Annotated in this window: 17 protein-coding genes and 1 pseudogene; 6 read left to right on the forward strand and 12 right to left on the reverse strand. The window is 67.1% G+C overall.

The features are described 5' to 3' along the window. Positions 1 to 127 precede the first annotated feature (127 nt). A complete protein-coding gene (locus GA0070613_RS30490) occupies positions 128 to 547 on the reverse strand; it encodes a sigma-70 family RNA polymerase sigma factor (RefSeq protein ID WP_089015439.1) in 420 nt (139 codons plus the stop codon). Between the two features lie 289 nt (positions 548 to 836). Here GA0070613_RS30490 and GA0070613_RS30495 point away from each other — a divergent pair, with 289 nt between their 5' ends. Next, positions 837 to 2,000, forward strand: coding sequence for a low temperature requirement protein A (locus GA0070613_RS30495; protein ID WP_089015440.1), 1,164 nt, complete (start codon positions 837 to 839; stop codon positions 1,998 to 2,000). Positions 2,001 to 2,048: 48 nt separating this feature from the next. Here GA0070613_RS30495 and GA0070613_RS30500 read toward each other — a convergent pair whose 3' ends face one another. Both GA0070613_RS30500 and GA0070613_RS30505 read right to left on the reverse strand, forming a co-directional pair. Next, positions 2,049 to 3,155, reverse strand: coding sequence for a fatty acid desaturase family protein (locus GA0070613_RS30500; protein ID WP_231929581.1), 1,107 nt, complete (start codon positions 3,153 to 3,155; stop codon positions 2,049 to 2,051). 164 nt (positions 3,156 to 3,319) lie between these two features. Continuing rightward, complete coding sequence (locus GA0070613_RS30505; RefSeq protein ID WP_089015442.1) at positions 3,320 to 3,820, reverse strand: inorganic diphosphatase; 501 nt, start codon at positions 3,818 to 3,820, stop codon at positions 3,320 to 3,322. A 1,362-nt stretch (positions 3,821 to 5,182) separates the two neighbouring features. Here GA0070613_RS30505 and GA0070613_RS30515 point away from each other — a divergent pair. Next, positions 5,183 to 5,995 carry an IS5 family transposase gene (locus GA0070613_RS30515; protein WP_089015443.1) on the forward strand — a complete coding sequence of 271 codons (813 nt, stop codon included), beginning with the start codon at positions 5,183 to 5,185 and terminating at the stop codon, positions 5,993 to 5,995. Between the two features lie 430 nt (positions 5,996 to 6,425). Beyond that, a pseudogene (locus GA0070613_RS30520) lies at positions 6,426 to 6,602 on the forward strand (IS3-like element ISMyma3 family transposase); the annotation flags it as partial. Positions 6,603 to 7,639: 1,037 nt separating this feature from the next. On the opposite strand, the gene GA0070613_RS30530 reads toward GA0070613_RS30520, so the two are convergent. The 5 genes from GA0070613_RS30530 to GA0070613_RS30550 all read right to left on the reverse strand — a co-directional run bounded on the left by GA0070613_RS30530 (position 7,640) and on the right by GA0070613_RS30550 (position 13,002). Continuing rightward, a complete protein-coding gene (locus tag GA0070613_RS30530) occupies positions 7,640 to 8,419 on the reverse strand; it encodes a transposase family protein (protein WP_089016293.1) in 780 nt (259 codons plus the stop codon). Positions 8,420 to 8,500: 81 nt separating this feature from the next. Then, on the reverse strand, positions 8,501 to 9,394 hold the full coding sequence (locus tag GA0070613_RS30535) for an IS982 family transposase (protein ID WP_089015446.1): 894 nt from the start codon (positions 9,392 to 9,394) through the stop codon (positions 8,501 to 8,503). Between the two features lie 369 nt (positions 9,395 to 9,763). Continuing rightward, a complete protein-coding gene (locus tag GA0070613_RS30540) occupies positions 9,764 to 10,426 on the reverse strand; it encodes a response regulator transcription factor (RefSeq protein WP_089015447.1) in 663 nt (220 codons plus the stop codon). Then, positions 10,423 to 12,363, reverse strand: coding sequence for a sensor histidine kinase (locus tag GA0070613_RS30545; RefSeq protein ID WP_172875930.1), 1,941 nt, complete (start codon positions 12,361 to 12,363; stop codon positions 10,423 to 10,425). Before GA0070613_RS30545 ends, GA0070613_RS30540 begins: the two co-directional genes overlap by 4 nt. 159 nt (positions 12,364 to 12,522) lie before the next feature. Further along, positions 12,523 to 13,002: a hypothetical protein gene (locus GA0070613_RS30550; RefSeq protein WP_089015449.1), complete on the reverse strand. Its 480-nt coding sequence runs from the start codon at positions 13,000 to 13,002 to the stop codon at positions 12,523 to 12,525. Between the two features lie 917 nt (positions 13,003 to 13,919). Here GA0070613_RS30550 and GA0070613_RS32525 point away from each other — a divergent pair. Then, positions 13,920 to 15,083 carry a hypothetical protein gene (locus GA0070613_RS32525; RefSeq protein ID WP_157746592.1) on the forward strand — a complete coding sequence of 388 codons (1,164 nt, stop codon included), beginning with the start codon at positions 13,920 to 13,922 and terminating at the stop codon, positions 15,081 to 15,083. Positions 15,084 to 15,311: 228 nt separating this feature from the next. Here the strand turns inward: GA0070613_RS32525 and GA0070613_RS30555 are convergent, their stop codons facing one another. From GA0070613_RS30555 to GA0070613_RS30570, 4 genes are all read right to left on the reverse strand, one after another. Beyond that, complete coding sequence (locus tag GA0070613_RS30555) at positions 15,312 to 16,172, reverse strand: RNA polymerase sigma-70 factor (RefSeq protein ID WP_089015450.1); 861 nt, start codon at positions 16,170 to 16,172, stop codon at positions 15,312 to 15,314. A 9-nt stretch (positions 16,173 to 16,181) separates the two neighbouring features. Continuing rightward, entirely contained in the window at positions 16,182 to 17,087 is a 906-nt protein-coding gene (locus GA0070613_RS30560; RefSeq protein WP_197698976.1) for an NAD-dependent epimerase/dehydratase family protein, read from the reverse strand. A 239-nt stretch (positions 17,088 to 17,326) separates the two neighbouring features. Next, entirely contained in the window at positions 17,327 to 17,989 is a 663-nt protein-coding gene (locus GA0070613_RS30565) for a Type 1 glutamine amidotransferase-like domain-containing protein (RefSeq protein ID WP_089015451.1), read from the reverse strand. 349 nt (positions 17,990 to 18,338) lie between these two features. Next, a complete protein-coding gene (locus GA0070613_RS30570) occupies positions 18,339 to 18,602 on the reverse strand; it encodes a DUF1883 domain-containing protein (RefSeq protein ID WP_089015452.1) in 264 nt (87 codons plus the stop codon). Between the two features lie 193 nt (positions 18,603 to 18,795). Here GA0070613_RS30570 and GA0070613_RS30575 point away from each other — a divergent pair, with 193 nt between their 5' ends. Then, on the forward strand, positions 18,796 to 19,113 hold the full coding sequence (locus GA0070613_RS30575) for a cold-shock protein (RefSeq protein ID WP_089015453.1): 318 nt from the start codon (positions 18,796 to 18,798) through the stop codon (positions 19,111 to 19,113). Positions 19,114 to 19,248: 135 nt separating this feature from the next. After that, entirely contained in the window at positions 19,249 to 19,908 is a 660-nt protein-coding gene (locus GA0070613_RS30580) for an HAD family hydrolase (RefSeq protein ID WP_197699015.1), read from the forward strand. Positions 19,909 to 20,620 lie beyond the last annotated feature (712 nt).

Below are 20,620 nucleotides of genomic sequence, written 5' to 3' on the forward strand. Positions count from 1 at the left end.
GGGTCGGCGCCGGTGGGATCGGCTACGACCCGGGTGCTCGCCAACCCCGGGATGGGCTGTGCGGCGACGACGGCTGGCAGCGAGCCGCGAGTCGCGAGTCAGTTGGCGGCAAGCGGCAGGCAGTCAATCACTCGGTCGGTGTGTGGAAGGAAGTTCTGGGTTGTGCCGGCGGTTCGGTGCCCAGCGCGACGGCGAGTTCACGACCGAGGAGATCGTCATAGGCGGTGCCGAGGGTCGGCGTAGGGCCGTTGATCCCGCGGAGCCGGTCTGCGGCCCGGCGAGCGGCGATGGCGGTCACCCAGGCGGTGCCGTCGAGCTGGCGGGAGGCGGGCATCGGCGCGAGCCGCCACACCTCGACGAACACCGCCCGGGTCACCGCCACGGCGAGCGCCGGGCTGCCGAGGCTCTCACACACCTGAGCGAAGACCGCGCGGACGAGACGACGGTGGAAACGGCGGAAAGCGGCCTGGTCGCGGTCGGCGATCCGCTTGACGAGATCGTTGACGGACTCAGTATCCGGCACGACGTAGATGCGTGGGACAGGCATCCGATGCTCCTGGTGGTGTGCCTGCGGTTGGGGCACCGCCTGGGACCAGGGCAGCTACTGCGTCCCTCACCCTACGCCACCGGTCAAACGACGGAGCGCTCCGTTGTACAGCTTCCGCAGCGCGGCGGCGCGCGTATTTCATCCTATTAGGCCGAGAAGCGCCGTTATTGTTAGGTGTGGCCGCGTCTGAGTTCATCCGGCCGGCGAAATTTCGCCACCGAAGGGTGCCACCGATTCCCGCTAGCCTGCGCTCGACCAGAGCGGGCAGCCGGTGACGACCAACCGAGCGGTGGGGCTGGCGCGCAAGGGCGAGGGTCCGCAGCGAGCGACCCTGCTGGAGTTGCTTCTTGATCTGGTATTCGTCGCCGCACTCGCTCTGACTTCACCGACGCTGGCCAGGAATCTCGACTGGGGCGGCATTTTTCAAACCCTGGTGCTGCTGATGGCGATCTGGTGGGTCTGGTCCGTCACCGCACTGGCAACCGACCTCTACCATCCACAGCGGCCGCCCATCTTTCTCATGACGCTCTGGGTCATGCTCGGCACCATCCTGATGGCTGCCGCACTGCCCGCAGCCTTCTCCGACCACGCCATGGTGTTCGTGGGCGCGTACGTGGCGATCCACGTTGGCCGAGGCGTCTTCCTGGCGTCCGCGCTCCACGGCCGCATGGCGCAACTACACGCCATGCGGTTCATCTTCTGGTTTGTTGTCTCCGCCGTGCCGTGGCTCACTGGCGGTCTCGTGGAAGGCACGGCGCGCGGCCTACTGTGGTCGGCAGCGCTCGCCATCGATTACGGAACGGCCTGGCGTCGTTACCCCACGCCCCGACTCGGTCGGGTGCCCACGTCACAGTACGAGGTGGCAGCCGACCACCTGGCCGAGCGCTACCAGCAGTTCTTCACCCTCGCCCTCGGCGATCTCATCCTCGTCACCACTCTGATCTACGCCGATAACGAGTTCACGGCCGGCCGGACCGGGGCGCTCCTGGTCGCGGTCGCCACGACAGTGTTGCTGTGGCAGATCTACGTGCACCGCGCCGGGGCACTGCTGCAGGCAGCCATCGAATCCTCCCACGACCCGGGCCGATTCGTGAGGTCCGCACCCTACACGCACCTGCTCATGGTGGCCGGCGTGGTCGCCGCCGCCGCCGGTTTCGAAATCGTCATCGCCCATCCCACCGAGGACACCACGCCCGGGCTGGTCGGCGTCGTTCTCGGCGGACCCGCGTTGTTCCTGGCCGGGCGGGCCCGATTCGAGTACGAGGTCTTCAGCCGGGTGTCGCCGTCCCGGCTGGTCGGGCTGCTCGTGCTGGCCGTCGCGGCGCCCGCGATGGTGCTCGTACCCCCACTGGTGGTCGCCGTCGTGGGCACCCTCGTACTGGCCGGGATCGCCGTCGCGGACGCCGTTCGCGCCCATGGAGGCCCGCCCGAGCCACCATCACCCGCCCTCTAGCTGTAGACCCCCGCCAGTCCGAGTCGGCGCGACCAACATCCTGGAACGTCATCGGCGGCCGTTGGCTGCGACGAGGCCGGCGTCGGGTACGTCGGCCGGTTCGGGTTCTCGAACCGGTTGTCCGCTGCGACCCACCGTGTGCAGGTGGTGCAGCGCTTGCCGGTAGGAGTCGAGGAGGGTGGTCTCGACGTAGGGCAGGCCGTGCTCGAGGCAGTAGGCGCGGACGATGGGCCGGGCGTGGCGTAGTGATGCGCGGGGCATGCTGGGGAACAGGTGGTGTTCGATCTGGTGATTCAGGCCGCCGAGCAGGAAGTCGATCAGCCAGTTGCCGCGGACGTTGCGGGAGGTGAGGACCTGGCGGCGAAGAAAGTCCGTGTCGTCGTCTTCCGTGAGGATCGGCATGCCCTTGTGGTTGGGGGCGAAGGCACATCCCAGGTAGACCCCGAAAAGGCCCTGCTGAACGACGACGAAGACCAACGCCCGCAGCGGGGACAACACCGCGACGACCGCGGTGAGGTACGCGGCGGCATGCAGCCCGAGCAACAGCGCCTCCCGGCCACGCTCCCGATAGGTAGACCGCGACAACGCCCGGACACCGGCGACGTGGAGGGAGACTGCCTCGAGCAGCAGCATCGGAAAGAACAGGAGGCCCTGGTAGCGGGCGAGCAGTCGTCCAGCACCGCGCCGCGCACTGGCCTGCGTGTGCGTGAATACGATGCTTTCGCCCGAGATATCGGGGTCGAGGCCCTCCTGGTTGGGGTGGGCGTGGTGGCGGTGGTGTTTGTCGACCCACCAGCCGAAGGCCAGACCGATCGCCAGGTTGCCGTGCAGCAGCCCGACCAGTTGGTTGGCGCGTCGGGATCGGAAGATCTGCCGGTGGCCGGCGTCGTGGCCGAGGAACCCGGTCTGGGTAAAGACCACGGCCAGGAACGCCGCGGTGACCAGTTGCCACCACGAGTCCCCCAGCAGCACGAAGATCGTCCATCCGGCGACAACCAACGCGGCGTTGATCGCGATCTTGATTGCATAGTAGGCCGGACGCCGGTCGAGCAGGCCGGCCTGCCGCACCCGGGTCAAGAGTTCGGCATACTCGCTGCCGCGACGGCGCTGCGGCCCTGGCCGCACCTGCGCGATGCTCGAATCGATGCCGCTCACGAGTCCTCCCGGTAATCGACGATCAAGCACGCCGCCGGGGTCTGGAGCAAACGCTTCCATCAGCCTACTCCGCCAGCCGTACGGCATAGCTGAACGGCGCTACCAGACGCCCGGCCAGTCAGCGAGTAGCCGGACGAGGGCTCCGGGGGCTTGACTTGGTGTCGTCATCTGGCAGAGGTCGGCTGGCGGTCGCGATCTTGTGAGCGTCTTATCTCCGCCTCGGCTTCGGTCCGGCCGGCCCAGATCCCGCGTTCGATGTCGACGCTCTTGCCCGGCTCCAGGTCCTTGTACACCTCGAAGAAGTGTTTGATCTCCAGCTTGTGGAAGTGTTCCAGGTCCGTGATGTCGCCTAGGTGCGCGAGGCGGGGGTCAGCCGTGGGCACGCACAGCACCTTCGGGTCGGGCCCCTTCTCGTCTCGCATGCGGAACATGCCGATGGCCCGGCATCGGATGAGGCAGCCGGGAAAGGTCGGTTCCTGTACCAGCACCAGCGCGTCGAGGGGGTCGGTGTCTTCGCCGAGGGTGTGTTCAATGAAGCCGTAGTCGGCCGGGTACTGGGTAGCGGTGAACAGGGTGCGGTCCAACCGGATCCGACCTGTCTGGCGATCCATCTGATACTTGTTGCGGGTTCCCTTGGGGATCTCGATGGTGACGTCGAACTCCATGCGGTTGCTCCACTCCTCGGACCTTCAGGTGGTGACCGGCTATCGGCCCCGATCGGTGATGAACACGGCGATCTCGCTGCCGTGCATGTCGAACACTGACTACGACACGGTGGGCCAGTAGCTGTAACGACTGGTTCGGCGGGGCGAATGCGGGCACCCGATAATGTTCCGCCGCGGTTGGAGACCGCCGGCATCCGACCGACGCGGGACTGCCGCGGTTAGGTCAGTTCGCCCAGGAGTGAGGTGATCAACAGAGGTAGGAGCAGGGCGAGTACCAAGAGAAGTACCCAGATGCGGCCGGCGCGGCGGCGTATCGCGCGCCAGACCGGCCCCCGTGCCGCCGGTCCGGACCGGTTGGAGCGTTCAGATCTGGACCGGTGCTGTGAGTTGTCGATCGGGCTGAAGGTGGCCGCCTTCGGTTTCCCAGACGGCTACATCGTCGCCGTATCGTGCCAACCGTCGCGAGCGATCCCGTGGGCCTGTGACGATCACCAGCGCGGCCCCCGGGGGCCGCTCACCGGTCGGCAAGCTGCTCATGGGCAGCGCGGCGCAGCGCATCCTCATCGATGCCGACCGGCCCGTCCTCGCCGTCAAGCCCTGACGTCGGTGGTTCCGGCCGCAAGACTGGCCTGCCGGCGCGCTCGCGATCCAGTACGCCGTCGCGGCGGTACAACGCCCACCGTCAGCGCCCGGTGCCGACACCCGCGACGCCCTCACCGACTCGGGTATCTCGAAACCGACTCACTGCTTGACTCAGGTGCCGCCATCCAGCGACGAGGCCGTCAGTGATTGCGGTACGGGCGCGCCCCGCCTGCACGCATCGGTCGACGGGTCTGTACAACGAACGGTGTGTCTCCTGGTCAAGGAGTGGTGTGACCCCACGAGCGGGAGGTTCGGGCTCATGGAGCATCGGGCCAAGTACGGCGAGCTCTTCGCCCTCGCCGAAGAGGTCACCGAGCAGAAACCCCTTGTCAGTGCGTTGCGAATGAGATCGGGTACCATCTGGTGAGACGGGCGCCGACAACCAGATAGCACGCTGCAGAGATGCGCGTCGATCGGACGCTTGCACGGCTGGGGCGCCGAGGCCCGCAAGGTTGGTCGCCGGGCTGAGTTCAACCCGCAGCACCACCCGTTGACCACTTCGGTCCTCCATAAGAGCCTGGTAAATAAGGGTTTGGGTCGGCTGGATGGCCGGGCAAGAGATCGATGATTCCGCCGGGCCGGCGTGGCGGCGTGACATGGGGAAGGGCCTTCGGTACGAGCAAAGGCGACTAAACCAGCACGACCGAAGGCCCAACCCTGTCTGTATACCTTGTCGCCGGTGTCGCCGCATCTACCGCCCCGGCCAGCCTCGCCGATCACCTGCCCACCGCCCGGCCACGGCACTACCCGTCCGACACCACGGATGCCGAATGGGCCGTCCTGGCCCCGCACGTGCCGGCCGGGACCGGACGCGGCCGGCCGATCATCTACCCCCGCCGGGACGTGGTGGACGCGATCCGTTACCTCGACCGGACCGGCTGCCAGTGGGATGCGCTGCCCGCCGATTTCCCCCACCACAAGCTGGTCTACCACTACTTCACGGCCTGGACCCGCGACGGAACGTTGAACCGGATGCACAACAGCCTGCGGGAACAGGTCCGCGAACAGGTCGAGGGCCGCAACCGGCAGCCGACCGCCGCGCTGGTCGACTCCCAGTCGGTACGGGGCGCGGAGACCGTCGGCCGGGGCGGGCGTGGCTATGACGCGGGGAAGAAGGTCAACGGCCGCAAACGCCACATCGCCGTGGACACCTGCGGACTGCTGCTGGCGGTCCTGGTCACCGGCGCGCAGGTGCAGGACCGCGACGCCGCCCGACCCCTGCTACGGGCGCTACGTGCCTGCTTCCCCACCATCAGCGTGACCTGGGCCGACAGCGGCTACGCCGGCCGGCTCGTCGACTGGGCCACCGCCCACCTCACCCTGACCGTACGCATCGTCGCGAAACTCGCCGGGCAGACCACGTTCGTCCTCCTGCACCGCAGGTGGGCGGTCGAGCGCACGTTCTCCTGGATCAACCGGTGCCGACGCACCGTCCGCGACTACGAACGGCTACCCGACCACCACGCCGCGATGGTCCAATGGGCCATGATCATCGTCATGACCCGCCGCCTCGCCCGCCACCAACCCACCTGAAACCATTATTTACCAGGCTCTAAGACGCTGAATCGGCTCCGGCCCGGGAGAACGGAAACCCCAGGTAGAGGCGGGTGCGGTTGGGCTCCAACATGCGCCTGGATGCAGTTCCAAGCCGTTCAGTACGCCCACCTGCTCCCAACCGGGCTCTCCCAGTCCGGGGCCCGCACCTGGCCGCCATCGGTCATCCGCGGCTGCACTGATCCCGCAGGTTGTTCGCCATCCTGATCATGTGCCGCCGGGCGCAGCCGCATCCGTTGTGGCCAAGCCCGGCCTCGGTCAGCGCACCCCCGCCGCTCCCGGCCCGCTCCGACAGCCCACCGCTCGGCGGTAGAAGCCTGTGTGCGCGGGCGACACTCCATCCAATCCCACCGACTGATGAACCGCCCCGCGTTTGGTGGTGGCGCGACCTCTTGTGGACGATCGACCTATGTCACGCCCTTCCCCTTATCCCCGTGAGTTGCGTGAGCGAGCGGTGCGGATGATCGCTGAGGTGCTGCCGAACTACGAGTCGGAGTACGCAGCGATCGGCGCGGTGGCCCACAAGCTCGGCATTCGCACCGCAAAGACGCTGCGTAAGTGGGTGCGCCAGGCCCAGGTCGACGCCGCCGCCATCTGGCACAACAGAGCCACCGGCCAACCCGTCACCCGGTCCCTGATCGCCTACGACCACTGACCATGTATGGCGCTTTCGGCAAGGGTCGCAACGTCCGCTGACGTCCAGCGGGTTCGGCTCAGATCCGATAGCCGTCCACGCTCGTCCGGCTTCAGCCGCCACCGTTGATGTCAGCCACGGATGTCAAGCCGAGCCCTCAGGTCCCCGAGAACGGTCCCGGGTACCCCGGTTGGTTGCCGGCCCAACCGATGCCCCCGGGCGGTTGTTTCCACTCGGTGGCGCGCCTCTTCGACAGGCCAGGCCATCGCTTACGCGCGGCCTGCCGACTGGCGCCTACCGCTGCGCCAAGCTCGGGATAGCCGGCACCGTACTGCACCGCTTCCTCGGCACTGGCGGACACGAGGTCAGCGAGGAGGAGACGCATCTGCTCACCTGCCGCCATCCGCGCGAGGTGAGTCCGCATCCTCTCCGCGGAGCTTGGCTCCTGGGCAGCACTGCCCCGGGCATCCACATCGGAGTTGTGCAGCCGCTGCGCCCACTCAGCCGCAACAGCACCCAGTTCCCGCCGAAGTTCCCGTCGCTCGTCCGACGTCAGTTCCCGCATGATCGGCTCCCCATCAGTGGTCTCCGACTTCAGAGTCCACTCGACAACCAGGGTTGTCAACCGTCGTGGGCATGTCAGAATCCGGCGTGCGGTGGCAAGGGGCGAGGACGATGTCGCCGCTGCGTCCCGTCCCGCCCTCACCTCAACGGTGGCCTGCGCATTACGAATCGGTTCCAGACGCCTGCTCCAGCAGGTGCTCCTGCTGGTCGGCTGGCCGTCTGCATCCGTGATCGTCCGCTCATGCTCGCTGGTTTTGCTGCTCGGCCGAGGCCCCTCACCAGCTCGCGCTCTTCGTCCCCGTGAGCAGCACCCCAGGCACGCTTTCCAAATCTGCTCGGCCCCGTACGCGCCTGAACGGGCCGGTTCGCCACCTAGAGGACGTCTCGTAACTCGGTGAAGGCGTTGCCCGTGACCGGGTCGGGGCTCATCCGACGAGGGCGATGTTGTGGAGGTGGGCGATGGCGGGAGCGGTGTCGGTCAATGTGCGGGCCGCGCGGCGGTAGTCACGCAGGATCTTCCAGCACTTCATCCTGGCCAGGGCGTGTTCGACCTGGGCGCGGACGGTGCGGTGCTGGGCGTTCAGGTCTTCCTTCCAGGCCGGTAGCGGGCTGCCGTCGCGGGGCTTGCGGTACGGGATGATCACGTCGGGGTTGCCGCGGTAGCCGCCGTCGGCCATGACCGGTCTGCCCGCCAGCTTCTGGTCAATCCCGGAGGTGCGGTAGACGATCGTGTCGTTGCGGTTGCCCGGCTGCGGGTCACCGACGGCGATCACCAGGCGGGTGCTGGCGTCGATGGCGACCTGCAGATTCGTCGAGTAGCGGTAGTTCTTGCTCGGGGCTGCCAGCCGGTGGTCCCGGGTCGGAATCAGCGTGCCGTCGACGATGGCGATCTGATCGACCGGACGCCGCCGCACCGGGGCGAGGGCCAGGAGCGGTCCGAGGGTGTCGATGACCCGGTGGGCGGCGGAGTGCGACACCCCGAACAGCGGCCCGATCTGGCGCATGGTCAGGTTGGTGCGCCAGTACGTGGCCACCAGCAGCACCCGGTCGGGCAGGTCGAGGGCCCACTGCCGGCCCGGTCGGCCGTCAGCGATGGCGTCCCCGCCACGCTCGGCGACCAGCCGGACCAGCCGGCGGAACTGGGCGGGCTGCAGACCGGTGAACGGGAAGATCCACTCCGGCCGGGCTGAGGAGATCACCTGCACCACGACATCATCGGTGATCGTCCTCAGGGGACAGAAGCCGGGTTACGAGACGTCCCTTAGACGAGTAAGTCCTAACCCTGGTCAGTGGTCGTAGGCGATCAGGGACCGGGTGACGGGTTGGCCGGTGGCTCTGTTGTGCCAGATGGCGGCGGTCAGGGCCAGGAGGCGCTGCGCGATGCGGGCGCCGACGCCTTCGATGCTGCGGCCGCCGTGCAGTTCCAGGTCGAGTTGGCCTTTCAACGTGTGGTTGACCGACTCGATGAGCTGCCGGATCGGTTTGAGCAGGTGTTCGTCGGGGCGTGGGGTGCGGTTGCGGTACGACGGTCGTAGCAGCCGCACCCCGCGTTGGTCCAGCCAGCGGTCCAGCTCGGCGGAGACGTAGCCCTTGTCCGCGATGATCAGCAGTTGGGGACGGTCGCGGAGCAGGCCCGGGTCGTGTTCGAGCACAGCGGTCAGGACTTGGCGTTCGTCGAGTTTCGGGTCGGCAAGGGCCCAGGTGATCGGCAGTCCGGCTGGTGTGCAGATCAGGTGCAGACGTAAGCCCCAGAACCAGCGGGAGTGGGAGGCGCAGTAGCTGTAGCCGGCCCAGCCGGCCAGCTGGGAGCGCTTGACGGTAGGTCGGGAACGGGCGCACCGGACCGGGGTGGAGTCGACCAGCCACACGCCGTCGGTCCACAGGTCGGTGTCCGCGGCCACCGCCCGGATCGCCTTCTTGAGCAACGGCAACGCCGCGCGTAGCCGCTTGTTGTAGCCGGACTGGCCCGGCAGGTAGGGGAATGCCCCGGGCAGGTGGCGGGGCACGAACCGTAGCCAGCGGGCCTCGGACCGCACGCCGAGCAGCACCTGCGCCACGGCCAGGGTCAACAGCTCAGCATCGGACAGCTTCGGCGGCCGTCCGACCCGGGCAGGCCGCCCGAGCCAGTCGTCGATCTTCACGTACAGTGCGGTGAGAAGGGTGTTGATGTCTGTCGTCACAAACGGATCATCAACACCCTTCGCTGCGTCCGCAGCCCCGTCCCGAGTTAGGACTTACTCGTCTAGAGGATGAGTGGCTTGCGGCCGGCCTTGTCGAATAGGTCGGGCTCCGGATCAGGCGCGTCAGCCCTCGCCCCCGAGCTGGCACGACTGACGCCGGGCGAGATCGACGAGCCCGCATCCCGCGCAAGCTCAAGGACCCAGGTCCGGCGGCCTAGATCACGTTCCCCAACCGGCGGTCACGAGACGATGACGAGCCAGAGCCTGGGCCCGAGGAGATCCCCAGCCCAGGCCTCGACGGGGTGCGCTCAGCCGAGCAGCATGCCCACGACGGCCAGCACCGCTGACGGTAACGCGGGCAGGTCGGGGTCAACGGTCGCGGTGCGGTTGGCCAAGGCCAGCGTCACGGGCGCGGGCGATGGCCTGGGCACGGTCAGCGACGGCGAGTTTGGCAAAGATGTTGGAGACGTGGTTGCGTACGGTCTTGTCGCTGATGCGCAGCCTGTTCGCGATAGTGGTGTTCGACTGGCCTTGGGCAAGCAGGTCAAGGATTTCGTGTTCCCGATCAGTCAGTTGGGGGAATGCCAGCGCAACGCCGATGGGCCGTGGCCGGGCGAAGAATTCGATGACACGCTGCGCGACGGCCGGGCCGAACATGGCACCACCGGAGCCGACGAGATGCACGGCGTGCACGACCTCGGCATGGTTGGTGCCCTTGAGCAGGTAACCCCGGGCGCCGGCACGCATCGCGGCGAAGACCGAATCGTCGTCGTCGAACATGGTGAACACCAGCACAGCGATCCTGGGGCTGTCACGGGTGATCTGTTTGGTGGCGGCGACCCCGTCGAGGTCCGGCATCTGAAGGTCCATCAGCACCACGTGGGGTTGCAGCTCAGCGGCGAGGCGGACGGCCTCGACACCTGTGGCGGCCTCGCCGACCACCTCGATGCCGGATTGCACCGCGAGCAGCGCCTGCAATCCGCTGCGGAAGACGGGGTGGTCGTCGGCGATGACGACCCGCAGCGAAGTCATGACAGCTCCGGGATGGGAAGGCGGGCGCGGACGTGTGTACCGGCGCCGCTGGCGGTGATCGACAGGTCGCCGCCGAGTTCAGCGGCGCGTTCGCGCATGGCGTTGAGCCCGACACCGGCTGGCGTCCCGGCGGGCAGCCCTCGACCGTCGTCGATGATGTCCAGTTGCAGCGCCCCGTCCAGGTTGAGGCTGATGTGGCAGGCACGGGCGTGCGCGTGATGGGACACGTTGGTCATCGCCTCGGTCGCGATGCGGTACGCCGCGACCTCGACTGCGGCCGGAAGTGCGCCGAGCCCGGTCGCTGGCGCCGCGACTGTGATCGCCAGTCCGTTGGCTCTGTCCTCGTTCTCGATCTTTGCGGCATGCTGCTGCAGCGCCCGGTACAGGCCGTACTCGTCGAGGGCCGGTGGCCGCAGGCCGTAGACGAGGCGCCGGATGTCGCGCACGACGTCCTCGACCTGTGTCTGGATGCCAGCGAGCAGCGCGGCGGCGTGGTCCGGGCGGGTCGGGATGGTGGCCTGGGCGGCATGCAGTCCGAGGGTGACGCCGGCCAGTGCCGGGCCGAGTCCGTCGTGCAGGTCGCGGCGGAGCCGTCGTCGTTCCTCCTCCCGCGCGGTGACCAGGGCAAGGCGCGCCTGTTGCAGGGCGGTGGTGACCTGGGTGGCGTGGGCGGCGACACCGGCGTGGCGGGCGAGGTCAGCGAGAAGTCGGCGGTCTGCGGCGCTGAAGTCCGCGCCGGGGCCGCGTCGTGACACGGTGAGGTGCCCGATGATCTCATCTTGGTAGATCATCGGGAAGCGGGCCGGTTCATCGGTCGGGGTTCCGTGCTCGGCCGCGGTGACGATGGTGTCGGCGATCGCGAGCTCGATGCTCGCGTACGGGACCCGCATGGCGTCGGCGACGGTGTCCACGACGCCGTACAGCGTGGCCTGCGGTGCCGGTGCGCGTTCCAGCCGGCGGCCGAGGCGGGTCAACGCTTCGTAGGGCCGGGCCCGGTCGCCGAAGAACATCCGGTCGATGCCGCGCTGCACGCGCGCGCGCAGCGGCTGGAACAGCGCGGCGGACGCGACGGTGGCCGCGACCTGGACGCCCAGGCCCTGCCCCCAGCCGACGACGGTTTCGACGACCACGACGATCGCGAGGTAGACGGCGGCGATCATGGTGCTGAGCGTGGTGTAGACAAGCACGCGGTTGATGACGATGTCGAGGTCGTAGAGCCGATAGCGCAGCACGGCCACGCCGATCGTGATCGGCACCAGCGGCAGCAGCAGCGCGATGACGGCACCGGCAAGGACCGGGAGGACGTCGTGCAGCGCCATCGGGACCAGCAGCGGCGCGACACCGGCGAGGAACCATTTGAGCTGCTGGCGTTCGTCAACGGCCGATCGCCGCCACCGCACAACGAGACCTGCGAGCCCTGCGCCCACCGACAGCACGAGACAGATCAGCGCGGCCACGCCGAGCGCGGACGCCAGTGGTTGTGCGGCGGCGATCGCGGTCGGGTTGTCGACGTCCGGCAGGCCCTGGATCTTCTCCGCGATGAGCAGGTTGGAGATCGTGCCGGTGGCGATGAAACCCCATGCCGCCCACAGCGTCGGGCGCCACCGCTGCGAGATCGCGGTTCCGGTCGGGAACAGCTGCGGCAGCAGCGCGACCAGGAGGCCCAGCCCGAGGAACGGCAGCACATTGATCGACGACTCGACGAACGTCACCGCCGGCAAGGATGCGGATTCGCCGATCACCGCGCGGTAGGCGTACTCCGAGCCGGTGTTGAGCAGTGCGAACGGGATCGATCCCGCACACAGCAGCCAGCCGATGCGGTTGCCGCGCTGATGATGCACGATCACGGCACCGACCACGGCGTACGCGACCGGGGCCAGCCCGGGCAGGACGTACACGAACCGATCACCGATGCCGGCCAGCGCGACGGCGGCCATGAACAGCGCAACCGTGACCACGACCGACGCGGCAGGCACGATGTTGCGTGCCTGCCGCTTGGATGGTGCTGGTCCTATCATCGAGATCCTTTTCCGGGGACCCGGCGCCTGCGTGGCCGTGACGCGTGCGAGCACTGTATTCCTGAGATCACGTTCGTCCTAGACGAGGACGGTGTTGCCGAGGATCAGCAGCGCCGTGGACAGCACGAGCGCCGCGGCGCCGACGGCGACCGCCGTCGTGGCCAGCTTCGCCGGGCGGGCGGCCTGCGCCGCGGCACGCCGGGCGTGCACCCCGAGCAGGATCGCGGCGACGGCGATGACGATGACGACACCGCTCCAGAACGCGATCGGGATCGCGACCAGCCCGAGCACGCTCAACCCGAGGCCCCAGCCTGAGGCGCGGTTGTCGGACCGGCGAGCCCACGGCAGCAGCAGGCCGAACACGAGCAACGCGACCACGATGTCGGCGCCCACGACGTAGGGAACGGCCTGCTCCTGCGACGGGCTGGGCGACGGGCCGCCGTACGAGCCGTAGATCGCGGTCACCGCCGCGCCGAGGACGGCGACGACCGCTGCGGCCACGCCGCGGGCGGCCGTGGTGCGGGGGGACGTAGTGACGCCGATGTTGGTAGTGGACATGTCGAGTTCTCCTTCGCCAGATGTTCTCCTGACCAAGGACTCTCGCCGACGCCACGTCCCGCCGTCATGAGCCGCATGTCCCAGACGAGCGGGAATCCGCCACGCCCGCGGCGCACCTGAGGGTCGTATTGTTCCAGGGCGGATCCGTTGCCCGGCCGCCGCGTGATCAGGTTGACCCCACTCCGAGACCGTGCGTCTCAGATGCTCACTGACCTCTTCGGTGTGAAGCAGGACGCTGCACCGACTCTGACCTGCGGAAACGCAAGACCGCAGGTCGGGGCGTATGCCGTTGGGCGCCGTTGAATGCAGTTCAACGCCGTTCAGTACACCGGACTGCTCCCAACCCGCTCCCCGACCCCGCCGTACATGGACCCACACGGTCAGCCAGGACGGTCTGCCTAACGCAGGGCCGTCCGCCTGGCACGAGGCGAGCGATCCGACAGTGGGTACGGACGGTGACGAGCGGTCGCGGACGCCGCGCTTTGTCAGCGGCATGAGAGTAACGCGCTCCCGACGACCCTCGTCCCGCAGTCGACCGCAGTGGCACGCCAATCGCGAAGCCGTAGCCATCACCGCCCGAAGGCGATGCGGCCTGCGGCCGAGGTGAGGTGATGTGAAAGGTGATGTCGCGAACGCGTACGGCCCGTTGCAGGCCGTTGCGTTCGTCGACGAGACCCGACCATTTAGAAGGCGCGGTGGCGAAACCAAGCTAAGTTTGCTTGTTCGCCCCCGGCCTTAGCTCTCCTCCCCCCAGAATGTCTCCGTCGGTGTAGCTCGGATTTGTGGTGACGTCGTCCCTCAATCGCGATCATATTCTTCACCCGTGGGCGCACTGAAAATCGGCCCGCGCCGCTAGTGCCGCCAGCGTTGAAGCGCCCGTTTATACTCGGTAGAAGGAGCGGAGTCAGGAGGCCAGGATGCTGGACCACGTTTTCCTACGGGATGCATTCGATGACTTCGGTACAACGGCCGAAGCTCTTCTCATTTACCCAAGAGTCACGCTCGTAATCAATGAAACGTCGATCGATACGCTCGGCCGAGTCACCCACCCCGAGAGCTGGATAGAGTTCTTTGAGCAGAACGCAGCCACCGTTACCCTGGCTCGGATTGTACAAAGCGGCACGGTATCTTTCTCCGCGTCTGTCTCAGCGCGAGGAAGCGACTCTGGAACACATCTCGTCATTGATGATGAGGATACGGAGTCCTTCGAACTAGCTTTCAAGCCGTACTGGTACCAGCTGGCCAATGATGACCTACTACCATATCGAGGGCAGCTAGTAAGGGGCTACAGTCGAAGACTTATTCGCCTCGCGCGTAAGTATCGCGGCTCGCTGGAGCTGTACGACACTCTACTGAGCGACCAAGAGGCGTTGCGCTCGACCGTTATCTCTGCGAACGTCTTGATTGGAGCGCAAGTTGGATCAGGGAACCTAGATTTCTCTGACTATCGGGTTCGTGTGACTGAAGAGGGTCTCCGTTACCACAGGCTGGAGGAAAGTCCGGGACGACGCTTCGTCGGAGCGGCAAGCGTCGCCGGCGTTGCGGCTGAATTACCCATGTGGGCAGCATCGGCGACGGAGGCCCGCGTCGGAATGAATGATGCCATGACAATACAAGCCCTAGTCTCGCGCAGCTTATCAAACGCCACATTGAAGAATGGGCGAGAGGCCGACGCGTTCGTCGAATCGGTCGTTGGAGTCCCCTCCATTTCGCAGCTGTTTAACAATCTGAGCGAGGAGGAGCAATGGCCGACGTTCGTTAAGTTGTTCGAGGATGGTCGACGATTTAGGGCTTGGGTCGGATCGTTGAGTCCAGACACTCAACTGCTACAGGAGTATTTGCGCTCCTTAAGCAGTAACCGTATTCTGGAGCGATTGCCCGCGAAAACTGCGCGTTGGGCGTTCTTCACAGGAAGCGGATTGGCCCTCGACATCCTCGGCGCGGGCGGCCTAGGTACCGCCACAGGGGTGGGACTTTCAATCTTCGATGGTTTCTTCCTGGACCGCATCGCCCATGGTTGGCGACCCGGCTCTTACATCGCCGACCTAAAGGAGACCTTGAGTCAGGCGAGAATGGCTTGAGGTCGGCTGCCGTCTACCCTCAAACGTCTTCAGGGGCCAGCGAACTCATCTCGGCAAATCCGTGCGTTGAGGGCGACGTGGCCGTGTTTGCGGTGGCCGACCAGGTCGCTGGCTGTTCAACTTACCGCTTGTCGGCGTACTCGTTGATGTGGCTGGCTGAATGGAACGGTGATCCGGAACTGTTCCGTTGAGGATCATCTTAGGTTCATGATCGACGGGGGGGTGGGATCAGCGGGTGAGGCCTCGGAGCTTGTCCGGGTTGCCCTGCATGCGTACGCCGGTGATCCGCTCGCCGTCGAAGTCGAGGCAGATCGCCCCGGCCGGTTGCCCGTCGGCCAGGCCGAGGATGCCCGGCCCGCCGTTGATCTCGGTGATCACGAGCCGTGTGTTCTGCGTCTCCGGCTTGGCGAAGACCCCGAGCAGCCAGCGGGCGACGTTGTCGGCGCCTTCCAGCGGCCGGCGGGCCGCGGTCACCTTGCCACCGCCGTCCGACCAGCAGATCACCTCGGGCGCCAGGAGTTCCATCATCGCGTTCAGGTCGCCTCCGGCACAGGCCTTGCGGAACCGGTCCACTGCTTCTCGGCGTACGCCTTGGTCGACGTCGAAGCGAGGCCGGCGGGCCGCGACGTGCGCCCGCGCTCGGACCGCGGTCTGCCGCACCGCGACCTCGGACCTGTCCAGAATGGATGCGACCTCGGCGTGGTTGTAGCCGAAAACGTCGTGGAGCAGGAAGATCGCGCGTTCGGCGGGGGTGAGCGTCTCCAGGACGACGAGCATCGCCATCGAGATCGACTCGGCCATCTCGGCCTCCTGGCCCGCGTCGGGCGCGGTGAGCACCGGCTCGGGCAGCCACGGCCCGGCATACGTCTCGCGGCGGGCGCGGGCCGAGGTGAGTTGGTTGAGCGAGAGGTTGGTGACGGTCTTGACCAGGTACGCCCGGGGGTTCGCGAGCTGGCCGCCGTCGACGTCGCGGCACCGCAGCCAGGCCTCCTGCAGGATGTCCTCGGCATCGGCGACGCTCCCCGTCATCCGGTACGCGACGTCGAAGAGCAGCCGCCGATGCTGAGCGAAGACCTGGCTATCGATCATGGGAACAGGCTAGACGTGACCGAGCGCCTGCGCCCGCAGCCCGTCCAGCACCGTCGCGTACGCGGGCTGCCACCCGAGCTCGCGGCGGGCCTTCTCGCTCGAGACCCGCATGGTGACGCCGAGCATCAGGTGCATGTAGGGCGCGACCGCCATCATCCACGTGGGCACGGTGAACGGCTTGGGTGTGCCGAAGGTCTCGGCGATCGCCCGGATCATCTCCCCGAAGCCCATGTGGTCATCGACGACGTTGTACGCCTCACCGGGCCGGCCGCGATCGATCGCCGCGACGACGGCGGCGGCCGCGTCGGCCAGGTGCGTCCACGGCGAGATGTGGCCGTGGTCGTTGAACGCCGGCAGTTGTCGCTTCCGCAGCATGTGCACCATCGTCTCGGTGCCCCCCGGCCCGTAGAAGAAGCCGAATCGCAGTGAGATCGCCTCCAGCCCCGACTCCCGGGGCAAGCGCTCCTTCTCCCGCATGCCCTCCAGGTGCCGGTTGATGTTCGGGTCCGTCACGGACGCCCCGAACTCGTCGGCCTCGGTCAGAACGCGGTCGCCGAAGTCGCGGTAGCCGTAGCCGACGGCGACGTTCTCGCCGATGAAGCGGCGTACGCCCGCAAGTTTGGCCGCCTCGATCAGGTTTGCGGTCCCGGTGACCCGCAGGTCGTCGGTGCCGAACATGCCCTTGTGCGTCATCGGCGGCTTGCGCAACGCGGTCGCGGCGTGCACCACGACGTCGGCCTTGATCCCCTCGAACGCCCGCAGCAGTCCGTCGCGGTCGAGCAGGTCGGCGCGGATCTCGTTGCCCTCGCCGCGGCCCACGCCTAGCACGGTGTGCCCGGCGTCGGTCAGCGCCTCGCGGATGTGCCGGCCGAAAACACCACTGGCTCCGGCCACGATCACACTCTGGTTCTTCATCTCCGTCATGGCCATGGGACAAGGCGGCCTTCCGATCCGTGACATACCCGGGCGTGACCCCGGTCACTCGAGTCCTCCACTCCGGGCCTTGATTCCAACAGTGAGAGGATCTTGTGGCAGCTCGATAGTCGTCTCGGTGCCGAAAGCGCACGCGACCTGCGACATGGGCGGGCGCACTCGGAAAAGCTGCAAGTCGACGGGGTCACGTCCAACGACGCGACGTCACGGATGTCGGACGGCTATGACCCGAACTTCTTCCATTGCCCTTCGGAGACCACCTCGACGGAGCCGTCGACGACCTTGATGGCCGTCTGTTCGTCGATGGCGTAGGCCGGGACACCGATTTCGGCGGCCCACCGCTCTGCGTCGGCCAGGGTGTTTGTTGGGAAAGCGTCCAGGTGCGGGAAGATCGAGAAGTCGACGACTCCCAGGGTGCGGTCGTCCGGCGCGGACGGCCACTCGACGAAGTACGTTCCGATCCGGGGCGTCATCACCATGCTTCCGGCACTCACTCCCACCCAGACCGTGTCGGGCAGCGATGGCAGCAGATCGGCCAGCCCGGACTCCCGCATCCAGTGGCACAGGTACGTCGCGTCGCCGCCGTCGACCAGGAGCACGTCAGCCTCGCGGACCCAGGGGACCCATCGCTCCGCGCCGATGGTGGGCAGTGCGGTGAGCTCGAGGACACCGAGCGACGCCCAACCCAGGCCGGACAGGTACTGAAAGACGGGCTCGGCGGCTACGAAGCCCCGCACCGATTTCGGACCGCACATCGGGTGACCCCACTGTGCTGTCGGTACGCAGAGGGCGTGGCACTCGGCGATCGGCTTGCCGAGGAGTTGCACGAGCGCCGAGTGGATGCTTGGGTTCGTGACGCCGCCTGACGTAAGCAAGAGCTTCAAGGTGCCTCCAAATTCGCGCGCGGAAGGTGGATGTGCCTGAAGACCCGGGACCGTGCTGGAACTCATCGGAGGTCGGGCAACCTCTTCAGAGGTCCCTCAGGTCGCCAGGTGCGATTGCCCACTAATCCTCCACCCGGTCCTACCCCGCACAACACGTGCACCCGACCGACGCACGCAGGATGCGCATGTCGCGCCGACCGCTCATCGGCAGATCCGTGCACAGTCAGCGGCATGGGCGCGCAGGTGATCAAGGGGTGCGGCTACGCCGGAAGGATCGCCTCCTGAGCATCAGCATGCCCCGCCGCTCGTCGGCACAACCGTTCAATGCGGCAGCGCCCAAACCATGCGGTCAGTCGAAGATCTGGGCGACCTCGACGCTGATCCGCCGGACGTTGCTGTCGACAACGAGGTACCAGTATCCGTCGTAAGGCACCTCCAGGACGACAGGGCTGACGTCCCAGAAGCCGCCGTGATACTCATACTCGTCGCCGTCGAGATAAGCCTGGTAGTGCTCAACGTCCATGAGGCAGACTCTGGCCGTCGAGCCGCGCAGGCACACTTCGAACTGGGCGCCGCCGGCAAAAGATCCGAGATCCCAGTACAAGTGCTCCATCAGCTATTAGTAGCGACTCCCGCACATGCTGTCTAGGGTGACGGACTGAGAGCCAGGCCCGCCTTCAGGTGGTCGCGGAACCGATATGCCGACCGTGACAATCACCGACACGGTGCAGCACACGGTCGGCGGCAGTTGAGGATGCCGGCGGGGCGTTGCTCTTCGCGATGTCGGCTCCACACAAAATCAAGGGATGGCAAGCTCGGGAGTCGTTCGGACCTATCAAAGCGACGAGGGATGGGGCATCATCGACGGTCCGGGTGTGCCCGGCGGGTGTTGGGTCCACTTCTCGGTGATCGCCATGAATGGGCTTAGGCAGCTCGCCGCCGGGCAGAGGGTCTCGTTCCTGGCCGAGGCTGCGACCCAGGACGGGTTCGCGTACCGGGCGGTGAAGGTGTGGACGGGTGACACCGAGCCAGACGACCAACGACGAGAAGGCACCGAATCCTCCGCCTTCCACAGCACCCTGACTCTGACCTTCGACGAGCCGCCGGAGCCCAGCGGGCGCTGACAGCGAGAGCCCCTTTCTGGCTCCGCCCTTGGCTACGTGCAGACGAGGTCCCGGGACCTGCCGAGCGCTTCGCGGCATGATCGCGCGTTGCTGCGCCGGAGTTCGGCTGCCCCTGGCGGCCGGTAGCGTTCGACCGTGATCCGTGGAGCGGTGTTCTTCGATGTGGACGGAACGCTGACGCCGGCTAGCAGCGGGCAACACCTGGCGGAGGTCCTCGGCCATGCCAAGGTCATTCAAGAGGTGCAGGCCGGCTACGGCGCCGGAACCCTGAGCAGCCAGGAGGCTGCCGTCCTCGAAGCTCGTGGCTGGGCAAGACGGACGCCCATGGAGGTGCGCGGGTTTCTGGAGTCGCTGCCGCTGGTGGACGGCATTGCCGAGACGGTTCTGTGGTGCCGTCGGCGCGGGCTGACGCCCGTACTGACCACGCTGGCGTGGGACGTCGTAGGCGCCCATCTGTGCGACCGCTTCGGCTTCGATCGCGCCTGCGGACCGCGCCTGGAGCTGATCGACGGCCGCTACAGCGGGGAGGTCGCCGAGCAGCTCGACGAGCTGGGCAAGCGCGACTTCGCGGTGAGCGTGGCCGCCGAGCTGGGCGTGGACCCGAAGCGTTGCGCGGCCGTCGGCGACGGCCGCTCGGACGTGCCGCTCTTCGCCGCGGTCGGGTTGGCCATCGCCTTCAACGCAACCCCGGCGGCACGCGCAGCCGCCCACATATCAGTGGACGGAACCGATCTGCGCGCCGTGCTGCCACTCCTCGGCGCATGGCTGAACGCCGCGCATACATCGCGGGAATGACGAGCGCGCCGAATTGCACCCGCAGACGGACGCCGGGCAGACGCCAACGACCGTAGCTTCCCTATGTCGGGCGCCGGACTACCCAGAGTGTCGCTCCCGCTCGACGCACTGTTCTCGGCAATGAGGACGTCATCCGAGTGATCATGTAATCCGCTGGGGCTGACACCTTCGGGCCCGCCGAAGAGGTCACCGCGCAGGAAGCCCTGGTCAGAGGGTTGCCGGTGGGATTCGAGTCTCACCTCTCGGGACCGATACGGGCGCGGGCATGGCAGATCTCAGAGTCATACGTCGATGCAGCAAGGCCCTCCTAGCTGTGTGCCTCCGGGCTCCAGACGACAGCCGGCACCAGCCAGGTGGGGAGCAGCGAATCCTGACCACTTCGGTGTTCTCTGGGAGGTCACGCCGGCCCGCTCACCCACGTCACCGCAGGTCAGAGCGCTGTCCCCTGTCCGACCCCGGTGACCACTTCGGACGCGGTGACCACTTCGCCAAACTGCTCCCAATCTGCACCCACCTGCAAGGCCAGGCCATCCAGCGGCTCCTTACCGCTCTGACCTGCGCATACTCTCCTGTCAGGCAACATAGAGCGCCGTCGACTGCTGCTCAATACGGCTGAGCACTCCGTGTGAACCAGGACGCCGCACCACTCTGACCAGCGCAAACGAGAAGCTGCTGGTGGGGGTGGGTGCAGTTGAGGGCCGTTCGACGCCGT

Origin of the sequence: Micromonospora inositola, from assembly GCF_900090285.1 — a bacterium.
Lineage (GTDB): Bacteria > Actinomycetota > Actinomycetes > Mycobacteriales > Micromonosporaceae > Micromonospora > Micromonospora inositola.